General features: G+C 73.2%; 12 protein-coding genes. 3 read left to right on the top strand and 9 right to left on the bottom strand.

The features are described from left to right. Positions 1 to 37: 37 nt before the first annotated feature. The 5 genes from hutH to ACFWEP_RS23635 form a co-directional block, all read right to left on the bottom strand. Complete coding sequence (gene hutH, locus ACFWEP_RS23655; protein ID WP_387372607.1) at positions 38 to 1,582, bottom strand: histidine ammonia-lyase; 1,545 nt, start codon at positions 1,580 to 1,582, stop codon at positions 38 to 40. 100 nt (positions 1,583 to 1,682) lie between these two features. Further along, complete coding sequence (locus tag ACFWEP_RS23650) at positions 1,683 to 2,837, bottom strand: diguanylate cyclase domain-containing protein (protein ID WP_387372605.1); 1,155 nt, start codon at positions 2,835 to 2,837, stop codon at positions 1,683 to 1,685. 88 nt (positions 2,838 to 2,925) lie between these two features. Next, positions 2,926 to 3,750 (bottom strand): enoyl-CoA hydratase/isomerase family protein, encoded by an 825-nt coding sequence (locus ACFWEP_RS23645; protein WP_387372602.1) that lies wholly within the window; start codon positions 3,748 to 3,750, stop codon positions 2,926 to 2,928. Positions 3,751 to 3,842: 92 nt separating this feature from the next. Beyond that, entirely contained in the window at positions 3,843 to 5,048 is a 1,206-nt protein-coding gene (locus ACFWEP_RS23640) for an adenylate/guanylate cyclase domain-containing protein (protein WP_387372600.1), read from the bottom strand. A gap of 293 nt (positions 5,049 to 5,341) precedes the next feature. Continuing rightward, complete coding sequence (locus tag ACFWEP_RS23635) at positions 5,342 to 6,223, bottom strand: biotin--[acetyl-CoA-carboxylase] ligase (RefSeq protein WP_387372598.1); 882 nt, start codon at positions 6,221 to 6,223, stop codon at positions 5,342 to 5,344. A gap of 181 nt (positions 6,224 to 6,404) precedes the next feature. Between ACFWEP_RS23635 and ACFWEP_RS23630 the strand changes: the two genes are divergently transcribed. From ACFWEP_RS23630 to mmpB, 3 genes are all read left to right on the top strand, one after another. Beyond that, positions 6,405 to 7,985 carry an acyl-CoA carboxylase subunit beta gene (locus ACFWEP_RS23630; RefSeq protein ID WP_387372596.1) on the top strand — a complete coding sequence of 527 codons (1,581 nt, stop codon included), beginning with the start codon at positions 6,405 to 6,407 and terminating at the stop codon, positions 7,983 to 7,985. 38 nt (positions 7,986 to 8,023) lie between these two features. Then, entirely contained in the window at positions 8,024 to 8,230 is a 207-nt protein-coding gene (locus tag ACFWEP_RS23625; RefSeq protein ID WP_387372594.1) for an acyl-CoA carboxylase epsilon subunit, read from the top strand. Positions 8,231 to 8,335: 105 nt separating this feature from the next. Continuing rightward, complete coding sequence (gene mmpB, locus ACFWEP_RS23620; RefSeq protein WP_328719717.1) at positions 8,336 to 8,464, top strand: morphogenic membrane protein MmpB; 129 nt, start codon at positions 8,336 to 8,338, stop codon at positions 8,462 to 8,464. Between the two features lie 42 nt (positions 8,465 to 8,506). Here the strand turns inward: mmpB and ACFWEP_RS23615 are convergent, their stop codons facing one another. The 4 genes from ACFWEP_RS23615 to ACFWEP_RS23600 form a co-directional block, all read right to left on the bottom strand. Next, positions 8,507 to 9,202, bottom strand: coding sequence for an HAAS signaling domain-containing protein (locus ACFWEP_RS23615; protein ID WP_387372591.1), 696 nt, complete (start codon positions 9,200 to 9,202; stop codon positions 8,507 to 8,509). A gap of 82 nt (positions 9,203 to 9,284) precedes the next feature. Beyond that, on the bottom strand, positions 9,285 to 10,199 hold the full coding sequence (locus tag ACFWEP_RS23610; RefSeq protein WP_387372589.1) for a hypothetical protein: 915 nt from the start codon (positions 10,197 to 10,199) through the stop codon (positions 9,285 to 9,287). Beyond that, positions 10,196 to 11,083, bottom strand: coding sequence for an ABC transporter ATP-binding protein (locus ACFWEP_RS23605; RefSeq protein ID WP_387372587.1), 888 nt, complete (start codon positions 11,081 to 11,083; stop codon positions 10,196 to 10,198). Before ACFWEP_RS23605 ends, ACFWEP_RS23610 begins: the two co-directional genes overlap by 4 nt. Then, positions 11,058 to 11,471: a GntR family transcriptional regulator gene (locus ACFWEP_RS23600; RefSeq protein ID WP_387372585.1), complete on the bottom strand. Its 414-nt coding sequence runs from the start codon at positions 11,469 to 11,471 to the stop codon at positions 11,058 to 11,060. The genes ACFWEP_RS23605 and ACFWEP_RS23600 overlap by 26 nt, the downstream gene beginning before the upstream one ends. Positions 11,472 to 11,725: the final 254 nt, after the last annotated feature.

The raw sequence follows: 11,725 nt of genomic DNA, 5'->3' as shown, positions 1-11,725 counted from the left end.
CCGGCCCTCCTGACCGGAGGGCCGGCGGCCGGTCGCGTCAGCCCAGCGGTCCGGTGACCCGCTCCACGGCCCGGACCAGCCCGCCGTCGCGGACGAACGCGTCCGCGGCGGCGAGGTCGGGGGCGAGGAAACGGTCCGGCCCCGGCCCCTCGGCGCCCGCCCCGCGCAGCGCCTCGACGGCGGCACGGGAGGCGGGGGCGGGGAACAGGCCTCCGGCGGCACGCAGTTCGACACCGCGCGCCGCCGCGTACAGCTCGACCGCGACGATCCGGGTGAGGGCGTCCACGGCGGTACGGAGCTTCCGCGCGGCCGACCAGCCCATCGAGACGTGGTCCTCCTGCATCGCGGAGGACGGGATCGAGTCGGCGGACGCGGGCACGGCCAGCCGCTTCATCTCGCTGACCAGGGCCGCCTGGGTGTACTGAGCGATCATCAGACCGGAGTCGACCCCGGCGTCGTCGGCGAGGAACGGCGGCAGCCCGTGCGAACGGTTCTTGTCCAGCAGCCGGTCGGTACGGCGTTCGCAGATGGAGCCGAGGTCCGCGGCGACGATCGCCAGGAAGTCGAGGACGTACGCCACCGGCGCGCCGTGGAAGTTGCCGTTGGACTCCACCCGGCCGTCCGGCAGCACCACCGGGTTGTCGACGGCGGAGGCGAGCTCCCGCTCCGCGACCGTGGCGGCGTACGCCAGGGTGTCCCGGCCCGCGCCGTTGACCTGGGGCGCGCAGCGTACGGAGTAGGCGTCCTGGACCCGGGGCGCGTCGTCCTGGTGGTGGCCGGTGAGGCCGGAACCCTCCAGCACCCGCAGCATGTTGGCGGCGCTGACGCCCTGCCCGGGGTGCGGGCGGATGGCGTGCAGTTCGGGCGCGAGGACCTTCTCGGTACCCAGCAGCGCCTCCAGGGAGAGCGCGGCGGTGATGTCGGCGCTCGTGTAGAGGGCACGCAGGTCGGCGAGGGCCATCACCAGCATGCCGAGCATGCCGTCGGTGCCGTTGAGGAGGGCGAGGCCCTCCTTCTCGCGCAGCTCGACCGGGGTGATGCCGTGCTCGGCGAGGAGTTCGGCGGCGGGCCGCACGACACCGTCGGGACCCTCCGCCTCCCCCTCGCCCATCAGCGCGAGGGCGCAGTGCGAGAGCGGGGCGAGGTCGCCGGAGCAGCCCAGCGAGCCGAACTCGTGGACGACCGGGGTGATCCCCGCGTTGAGGAGGTCGGCCATGGCCTGCGCGACCTCGGGGCGTACGCCGGTGTGGCCGGAGGCGAGCGTCTTGAGCCGGAGGAACATCAGCGCGCGCACCACCTCGCGCTCCACGTGCGGGCCCATGCCCGCGGCGTGCGAGCGGACGATGTTGCGCTGGAGGCGTCCGCGCAGTTCCGGGCTGATGTGGCGGGAGGCGAGCGCACCGAATCCGGTGGAGACGCCGTAGACGGGTTCGGGCCGGGCGGCGAGCGCGTCGACGGTCCTGCGGGCGGCGGCGAGGGCGTCCAGGGCCTCAGGTGACAGGACCACGCGCGCGCCCTCGCGGGCCACGGCCAGGACGTCCTCGGCGGTGGTGCCGGAAGTCCTCACCACGACAGTGTGCATATCCATATTCAGAACCCTACGTACTGAAACTGGCCATGTCACCAGTGGTAGCCGCGTTGACCCCTTACCGATGGCCGCGGGTCACCCCGCACCGCCGCTCTCACGGCCGGTTGCCCCGGAGCCTGCGGCGGTCGTGGGCCGGGGTCGGCGGCGAGTCGGCCAGCCGCATGACCTCGCCGTCCCGCCCGGCCACCACCGGGCCGACCGCACGGTCGGCCTTCGCCCGGTACTGCGCGGCGTCCGCGAGCCGGAAGAGCCGCCGGGCCGAGCGCACCTGCCCGATCGGGTCCCCGGTGGAGGCGACCCCACAGGCGACCCCGTCGCCCAGCTCCAGCGCGGCGGCGCGCTCGCACAGTTCGGTCGCGACCCGGACCACCTCGTCCGCCCCCGGGCCCACCGAGATCAGGCAGAACTCGTCGCCGCCGAGCCGGGCGGCGAGGGCGCCGGGCAGTATCGCCCCGCACCGCGAGAGCACCGAGCCGAAACGTTCCAGCAGACGGTCGCCGACGGCGTGGCCATGGGTGTCGTTGACCGACTTGAGCCCGTTCAGGTCGCAGACCACCAGGCTGACCACGGCGTTCTCGGCCCGGTGCAGCTCCACCGCCTCGTCCAGCCGGATGTCCACGGCCCTGCGGTTGGCCAGGCCGGTCAGCGGGTCGGTGAAGGCGAGCTTGCGCACCTCCTCCAGCCGCTCGGTCTGCGCGATGCCCGCCGCGACCACGGCGGCGAGCACCGTCGCGAAGTCGGCGTCGTCCCGGTCGAAGACGGGTGCCCCGGCCGGGCGGGCCACGTACAGCTCCCCCCAGGCCCGGCCGTGCAGCACGATCGGCGCGACCACGCAGCAGCCCCGGCCCCGCCGCTGGAGCGCGGCGACCCGCTGGTGGCAGAACGGCCGGGCGCCCCGGGCCGGAGCATCGGCGCCTGCCCGCCCCTCAGCGGTCTCCACCCAGGCATCGGGTTCGCCGCCGCCCGCCCAGCGCTCGTGCAGGAACTCGGTGATCTCCGGGAACCGGTGGACGGGGTAGGCCTCCTCCTCGGGGAACTCCTCCTCCCCCTCGGCCCGCTCCCCGGCGTTCACCAGAACCCTGAGCCGGCCCCGGTCGCGCTCCCACACGGACAGCGCGGCGAACGAACCGCCCAGCGCGTCGCAGGCGCCCACCGCCGCGGCCCGCCACGACTCCTTCGCGGTGTAAGCCGCCGCCATGGTCTGCGCCAGCGAAACCACCGCGCGCAGTCGCACATCGTCACCACCCATCCCACCAGCTTATGTACCTATGGGCTGGTGTGATCACCGGACGGGTCCCGGCAGGGGTGCTGACATGCCGGCCCACCCCGCAGAGTCGTCACGCTGTGTCACCCGACCCCGGCCACCGCGGCTTCCGCTTCTCGTTGAACGCGGCGACGCCCTCCGCCCGGTCGCCCGAGAAGGCCACCGACCGCCAGGCCGCGTCCTCCACCTCCAGCCCCGTCCGCAGGTCGAGCCCGTGGCCGAGCCGCAGCGCGCGCTTCGCGGCCCGCAGCCCGACCGGGGAGTTGGCGGCGATCCGGCCGGCCAGCTCCAGCGCCGCGTCCCGGTCCGTGCCCTCCGCCACCAGCTCGTCCACCAGCCCCAGGGCGTGTGCCTCGGCAGCCTCCACCCGGCGCGCGGTGAAGATCAGCTCGGCCGCCCGGGCCGCGCCGACCCGGCGGGGCAGCAGCTGGGTACCGCCGCCGCCCGGGATCACGCCGACCGACACCTCGGGCAGCCCCACGACGGCGGTGCGGTCGGCCACGATGACGTCGCAGGAGAGCGCCAGCTCGAAGCCGCCGCCCAGCGCGTAGCCGTGCACGGCGGCCACGGTCGGCATCGGCAGCTCCAGCACCCCGGTGTACGCGCCGCGTGAGACGGGCCGCTGCCGGCCGAGGTCGGCGTCGCTGAGGGAATTCCGCTCCTTGAGGTCCGCGCCCACGCAGAAGGCGCGGGTGTTGCTGGAGGAGACGACGGTGACCCGTACGTCCGGGTCCGCGCCGAGCGCCTCGCAGGCGGCGGCGACGGACCGGGCCATTTCGGAGGAGACCGCGTTCATCGCCTTCGGCCGGTCGAGCACCAGCTCCGCGACGTGGGCGGGCTCCGCGTGGCGCCGCACGACGACGAACTCCCCGAACCGCTGCTCGGACGTGACACTCATGGTTCCATCCCTCCGGTGGTGGCGTTCCGGGGGAGTTTAGGGACTGTCCGCGATTCCGGGCGGAAGAGCGGCGCGGGGTACGCGGAACGGGTTCAGCGACCCCCGTCGCGCTTGCCGCGCCGGGTCAGCATCCACGGCTCGACCACGCCGAGACCGCGTACCGGCCGCTGCCACATGGGCTGGAGCTGGAAGCGGTAGGCGGGCAGCGGCGGCTCGTCGGCGGGCTCGCGCCCCTCCTTCTCGGCGAGCCGTGCCCGCTCGGCCGCGGCGGCGACCTCCTCCGCCGCCCGGGCCTCGGACTCGGGGGAGTCGCCCGTACGGATCAGTTCCTCCGCGAACGCCCCGTCCACCAGGACGGCGTCCTTCGCGGCTATCGAGGTGAGCCGGCTGGCCAGGTTCACCGTCGTACCGAAGACATCGCCCATCCGGGTGGTGACGGTGCCGAAGGCGATGCCCACGCGCAGGGCGGGCATGGTCGCGTCGGCGGACATCGCCTCGATGAGCCGGAGCGCGATCTCGGCGGCCGTGCCGGCGTCGTCGGCGGCGAACAGCACCTCGTCGCCGAGGGTCTTCACCAGCCGGCCGCCGTGCGCGGCCACCAGGTCGGCGGCGGTCGTCTCGAAGGCCTCGACCAGCTCACCGAGCTCCTCCTCCTCCAGCCGCCGGGTGAGCCGGGTGAACCCGACCAGGTCGGCGAAGCCCACCGCGAGCCGCCGGTCGACCATCTCCTCGTCGTCCTGCGCCTGCACGACCCGCCCGGTGGAGGCCGCGAGCTGGCGGCGCCACACGTAGACCAGGAACTCCTGGAGCTCCGGCAGCAGCAGTTCGACCAGGGGGTAGGTGACCTCGGTGCGGGTCATCCCGGGCTCGGGCGGCTCGGTGAGGCCCTCCAGGAAGGAGTCGATCTGCCATTCGGCGAGGCGGGCGGTGGTCTGGCCGGTGGAGCGGGCCACCTGGATGGCCATCGGCTCGCTGAGCAGCCCGGCCTCGACGAGACCGGCGAGGCGGCGCAGCGCCAGCACGTCGGCCTCGGTGAGCGCCTTGGCCTGGCCGATGTCGGCGAAGCCCATGGCGCGCCAGAACCGCGACGCCAGGTCCATGGAGACACCGGCGGTGCGGGCCGCCTGGAAGGGGGTGTACTGGCGCTCGGCGCCGAGGATCAGCTGTTCCAGCCGGATCGCCAGCGGGTCGTCGGTCGGTTCGGCCGTGTGATCGACCTCGTGATGGGGCGTGGCATGGACCGAGGGGTCCGACGGCGGTCTCGCGCCCGCGTCCGAACCCGTGTCGCCGACGGTCACTGCCCGCCTCCTGCCCGTTCCCTGCGCACTGCCCTGCCCATCTGTGATCTGTCGCTGGATCGCCTCAACGATACGGCAGGTGTGCCCTGGCTCACGTCCCCGATGGCCCGGTCCGGGTGCGTCGGACGTGACAACTCACGCTTTCGCACTCCGGCGCGCGCCGCGTTCACCCGTCGGGGCGGCGCGCGTTCACCCTCCGTACGCCGTCACGCGCACATACGTGCAATGTCGGAACATTCACACGAACCGTCCGCGTACCCCTCGCGATCAGGCCGCCGGGCCCGCCCGCCGCGTCAGACGAGCCCGCCGGCCGCGCCGCGCAGATGCACGATGTCGCCCGCCGAGACCGGCTGCTGGAGCCCGTCCCCGGTGGCGAGGATCAGCCGGCCGTCGCCGTCGACCGCGACGGCCTGCCCGACCACCGAGCGGTCGCCCGGCAGCTCGGCCCGCACGGTGCGGTCGAGCGTGGCGCAGCCCGCCGCGTACGCCGCCTGGAGCCCACTGCGCGCAGCGTCGCCGCCCGCCGCCCGCCATTCGCCGTACCACTGCTCCAGCGAGCGCAGGACGCCCCGCAGCAGCGTCTCGCGGTCGAGCGAGACGGCTCCGGCGAGGGCGAGGGAGCCGGCGGTGGGGGCGGGGAGTTCGTCGGCGCGGAGCGAGACGTTGATGCCGAGGCCGACGACGACGCCGTCCCCCGCGCGTTCGGCGAGGATGCCGCCGGTCTTGCGCTCGACGCCGTCCACGGTGACCAGCAGGTCGTTGGGCCACTTCAGCGCCATGTCCACCCCGGCGGCCCGGGCCAGGCCCGTCGCGGCGGCGACCCCGGTGAGCAACGGCAGCCAGCCCCAGCGCTCCACGGGTACCTCGGTGGGCGCGAGGTACACGGAGAGGAAGAGCCCGGAGCGCGGCGGCGCGGTCCAGACCCGGTCGAGCCGGCCGCGTCCGGCGTTCTGCACCTCGGCCACGAGCACCGCTCCCTCGGCGGGCGGGTTCCCGGAAGCCGGGGCGGCGGCCCGGGCGGCGAGGTCGGTGTTGGTGGAGCCGGTCTCCTCCACCACGTCGAGCGAGGTCCACAGCGCGCCCGGCCGCAGCAGTCCGCGACGGAGCGCGGACAGGTTCAAGGGCGGCCGGTCAAGGTCCGACCAGCGGTTCGATGGCGCATCCGGGGGTGTCATGCAAGCCACCCTAGGTGTGGCAAAGGACGCACGAGGACGCACTGCCGATCCGTGGGGCCGCCGATACGCTACGGATCAGTAGCTGTACAGGAACGAGGGCTTCCCGTGGACGCGTGCCGGGCCCGTCTCCGCGGACCGAGTCCCCGTCATGTCCCGTGACCAGGCAGGGAGCCGCCACCCGATGTCCGAGCCGCAGAGCGACATCCACACCACCGCGGGCAAGATCGCGGACCTGCAGCGCCGTATCGGCGAAGCCACGCACGCGGGTTCCGAACGCGCGGTCGAGAAGCAGCACGCGAAGGGCAAACTCACCGCGCGGGAGCGGGTGGACCTGCTCCTGGACGAGGGTTCCTTCACGGAGCTGGACGAGTTCGCCCGTCACCGCTCCACCAACTTCGGCATCGAGAAGAACCGCCCCTACGGGGACGGCGTGGTGACCGGGTACGGCACGGTCGACGGCCGTCCGGTGTGCGTGTACTCGCAGGACTTCACGATCTTCGGCGGTTCGCTGGGCGAGGTCTACGGCGAGAAGATCGTCAAGGTCATGGACTTCGCGCTGAAGACCGGCTGCCCGGTCATCGGCATCAACGACGGCGGCGGCGCCCGCATCCAGGAAGGGGTCGCGGCGCTCGGGCTGTTCGCCGAGATCTTCCGGCGCAATGTGCACGCCTCCGGTGTGGTGCCGCAGATCTCGCTGATCGTCGGCCCCTGCGCGGGCGGCGCGGTCTACTCCCCCGCGATCACCGACTTCACGGTCATGGTCGACCAGACCTCGCACATGTTCATCACCGGACCCGACGTCATCAAGACCGTCACCGGCGAGGACGTGGGCTTCGAGGAGCTGGGCGGGGCCCGTACCCACAACACCACCTCCGGTGTGGCGCACCACCTCGCGGGCGACGAGAAGGACGCGATCGAGTACGTCAAGTCCCTGCTGTCGTACCTCCCGTCGAACAACCTCTCCGAGCCACCGGTCTTCCCGGAGGAGGCGGACCTGGCGACCACCGACGAGGACCGCGAACTCGACACGCTGATCCCGGACTCGGCGAACCAGCCGTACGACATGCACACCGCCATCGAGCACGTGCTGGACGACGCCGAGTTCCTGGAGACCCAGGCCCTGTTCGCGCCGAACATCATCACCGGCTTCGGCCGCGTGGAGGGCCGGCCGGTCGGCGTCGTGGCCAACCAGCCGATGCAGTTCGCCGGTTGCCTGGACATCGACGCCAGCGAGAAGGCCGCGCGCTTCGTGCGGACCTGCGACGCGTTCAACGTGCCGGTGCTGACCTTCGTCGACGTGCCGGGCTTCCTGCCGGGCGTGGACCAGGAGTACGGCGGCATCATCCGCCGCGGCGCCAAGCTGATCTACGCCTACGCGGAGGCGACCGTCCCGCTGATCACGGTCATCACCCGCAAGGCGTTCGGCGGAGCGTACGACGTCATGGGCTCCAAGCACCTGGGCGCCGACGTCAACCTCGCCTGGCCGACCGCCCAGATCGCCGTCATGGGCGCCCAGGGCGCGGTCAACATCCTGCACCGCCGCACGATCGCCGCCGCCGAGGACCCGGAGGCGACCCGCGCGCGGCTGATGACGGAGTACGAGGACGCGCTGCTCAACCCGTACGTCGCGGCCGAACGCGGGTACGTGGACGCGGTGATCATGCCCTCGGACACCCGCAAGCACGTCGTGAAGGCGCTCCGGCAACTGCGCACCAAGCGCGAGTCCCTGCCGCCGAAGAAGCACGGCAACATCCCGCTGTAGGCCGTGCACAGCTGCACGAAGACGGATTGGAGCCCGCCATGATCAGGGTCGTACGGGGCAACCCGACTCCCGAGGAACTCGCCGCCGCCCTGGCGGTGGTCCGGGCGCGCGCCGCTTCGGCGGCGGCCGTGCCGGACAACGCGCCACCGCCGCCCGCGCAGTGGTCCGACCCGGCTCGGATCGCCCGCGCCACGCGGGCCCTGCCGGGGCCGACGGCGTGGGCGCGCACCTACTGGCCCGCCTGAGCGGCGACCGGACGCCCGTCGCCGAGAGTGACCACTGTCCCGCGTACGGGTGGTTGAGTACCCGTACTCAGGCAGGACCGCGGCGGGCGGAGCAGGATCGGACGCATGCTGTGGTCCGACCCCGACAACCGCCCGCCGAAGGAACTGCGCGACGCCCAGGAGATGCTGCGGCGCGCGGGGTTCCTCCTCGCCCTGGCCATGGTGGTCGGGATGATCGTGGTCGGCCTGCGCTGACCCGTGGTGCGTGGAGCCGGGCTCCACGTTCGTTCGGAGCTCTTACAGCGTGACGGCCCACAGGACGGTCTCGCCCGCGGCGACCGCGGCCACGGCGATCCAGCTCAGCACGCCGGCCCAGCGCGGGAAGCGGTGACGGTCGGGCTCGGGCGCGGTCCGGCAGCTCCACATCCACCAGAGGGCTCCGGCGCGAACGGCGACCGAAACGACGCTCAGAGTGATCTGGACGGCGAGGCTGTCGGTCGCCCCCATCGCGAGGGCGAGGAACAGGTTCGGCACCAGGAGCCAGGCGAGGGCGAGACACCTGCGGGACCGGCTCCACCACGGCGAGAGACACAACGCGACGCAGCCGCAGAAGGTCAGGTAGAAGACGGGGAGAGCGAAGATCTCCGGGATCTCGTCGTCGGCCGTGAGCCGGCTGAGAAGGCTCACCGCGCTGCCCGCCGCCAGACCCCACACGATCAGGCGGGGGCTGCTCCACCAGGGCACCTGCACGTCCGCCCGGTACGCGTCCACGGCTGCCGCGCCGATCTGCTCCGGGGCGCCGAGTTCGGCCAGGATCTGCGTGATCCGCCCGGGGCGCCCGGCGAGGGCCACGGCGATCCGTTCGGCGACGTCCCCGACCGTCTCCTTGCGCCGATGGGCCGGAAGGCCCGACACGGCCTGCTCGACGGCGTCGAGATAGCGGCGCACCTCCTGGCCGTCGGTGTCCAGGTGGTCGGTGGGGTGGATCGTCATGGCTGCTGCTTTCTCTGCTGAAGAGCGGACGAGCGGGCTGCGGACGGTTCCGGCGGTGCGCCGGGACGGTGGTCCGCGGCGGTCAGTACGCGGCCGTGCGGCGGCGCAGGACGCGGAGCGCGGCGGCGGTGAGCAGAGCCGCGGCGGCGAGCACCAGCGCGCTGGAGGCGATCTGGAAGCCCCAGTAGTCGCCGGGTTCGAGGGCGTTCATGAGGTAGCTGTCCTGGGGCAGGGCGTCGTAGAACTGGAGGCCGACGACTCCGCCCGGGTGGAAGCCGTGGACCTTGGAGAACAGCGGGAAGTCGACCAGCAGCACGGCCCGGGAGCGGACCAGTGCTCCGGCGACCAGCCAGGTGAGGACGGGCGCCGCGACAAGGGCGGGCAGGGTGCGGCGCAGGAGCGTGCCGCACAGCGCGCCGGCCGCGACTCCGAGCAGGACGTGGGCGACGGTCACCGGGCCGATCGTGTAGTACGCGTTCTGCCGTTCGGCGCCGTAGGTGAGCAGGTCGAGGCGGAAGCCGTGCACGGCACTGATCCGGTAGAGCGCCACCGCGGGGACGGTCACCGCCGCGAGGAACGCCGCCTGGACCGCCCAGCGGACGGTGAACCACCGCCGGGGCGTGACCGACTGGGTCAGTGCGAGGACGACCCGGCGGGTCTCCCACTCCCGCGCGGTCAGTACGGCGGTGACGAGTGCGGCGAGCAGCGCCGGCTGGAAGGCGAGGGACGAGCCGTCGTTCACGAGCTGCCCGGTCACCTGGTGGGCGTCGTCCGCGTAGCGCCCGAAGTGGTAGGCCTGGCCCCCGACATGGTCGCGCAGGGCCATGGCGTCGGCCCAGCTGCCGTAGTGGTACAGGATCGCGGCGCAGACGCGCGCGGCCAGCAGCAGGACGACCAGCGCGACCCACCGGTACTGCCGTACGGCGATGGGCACGAGCGGCAGACCGCGTCCGGCTCGGGCAGGTCCGGCGGGCGGGGCGGCGGCGGGGGCGCTCATGCGGCGTCTTCCTTGCTGAGGGCGGCCGGGGCGGCGGGGGTGAGGTGGGCGAGGACCAGCTCCTCCAGCGAGGGGGTCCGTGCGTCCCAGGCGGCGGGCAGCGGCCCGGCGGGGCGGATGAGCGCGCTGGTACCGCGCCCGGCCGGGCGGGACTCGACGACGGTGTGGCCGCCGAGGCGGTCGGGGCCGCCGGTCACGGCGACCACGGCGTGGGACGCGGTCAGTCCGTCGATGTCGCCGCAGAGCCGGACCGTGCCTCGGTCGAGCAGGAGCAGGTGGTCGCAGACGTCGGCCAGCTCGGAAATGATGTGCGAGGACATCACCACGGTGGTGCCGGTGTCGGCGACGTGCGCCATGAGCAGCCCCATCAACTCCTGCCGCGCCAGCACGTCGAGGTCGGCCATCGGTTCGTCCAGCAGCAGCAGGTCGGCTCGCTTGCCGAGGGCGAGGGCCAGGGCCAGGCGGGTGCGCTGGCCGCCGGACAGGGCGCCGACCCGGTCGTCGCGCAGCGGCCGGGCGATCCGCCCGGCCAACTCGGCGTCCCAGTTGGACCCGTTGGTCCGGGCGCCCAGGCGCAGCATCTCGCCGACCGTGAACCCGGTGAAAAGCGGGCGGTGTTGGGCCAGGTAGGCGACCCGGGGATGTCCGGCTCCCGGCGGTCCGCCCAGGACCTCGACCGTCCCGGACGCGGGTCGCCGCATGCCGGCCGCCAGCTCCAACAGGGTTGTCTTTCCTGATCCGTTGGGACCCACGAGCGCGGACACGACCCCTGCGGGGACGTCGAAGGTGCAGCGGTCGAGGACGTGCCGGCCCCTGCGCCCGTACTTCTGGGTGACCCCGTGGGCGGCGAGCGCCGTGTCAGGGCCGCTGGTGGGGAACGTCATCGGGCTCCTTCGGAAGGTAGAGGTCGTCCAGCACGTCGTTGAACAGGGCGGCGAGGTCGTCGCGTTCGGCGCCCTCGGCGACGGCCCGGGCGGCCACGTCCGCGAGCCCCGCCCGCCAGGGCGAGTCGGCCGAGGACGCGCCGAGGGTGCCGGTCACGAAGGTCCCGTGCCTGCGCCGGGTCTCGACGAGCCCCTGGGACTCCAGCTCGCGGTACGCCTTGAGCACGGTGTTGGGGTTGAGCGCTGTCGCCTCCACCACCGCCCTCGCGGTGGGCAGTCGGTCGCCCGGCTTCAGCAGACCCAGCCGGAGGGCCTGTTGCACCTGCTGGATGATCTGGACGTAGTTCGGGACGCCACTGCGCCGATCGATACGGAAGGCGAACCCCATGGCCTCACCTCCCGTAGAACCAATGAACTAGTTCAATGATGCATTGAGCTCTCTCGGCACGTCAAGACACGTGGAGGGCCTCACTCTCACGGGTGGTCACCGACCGGGCGGGCACGAAGGGGCCGGACAAACGGACGGACGCGGGGAGACACGTGCGCACGAACGGCGCACGGGCGGCTGGCGATCGGGCCTCCTCGCCTTGTCCCGCATCGCGCGGCGGCCCCGGCGCACGGTCCGTTCGGACCGGCCGGGGC

It is taken from the genome of Streptomyces sp. NPDC060198 (assembly GCF_042728415.1).
In the GTDB taxonomy this organism is placed as follows: domain Bacteria; phylum Actinomycetota; class Actinomycetes; order Streptomycetales; family Streptomycetaceae; genus Streptomyces.
The sequence above is the reverse complement of the archived record's forward strand: the minus strand, read 5'-3'. Positions and strand labels throughout refer to the sequence as shown.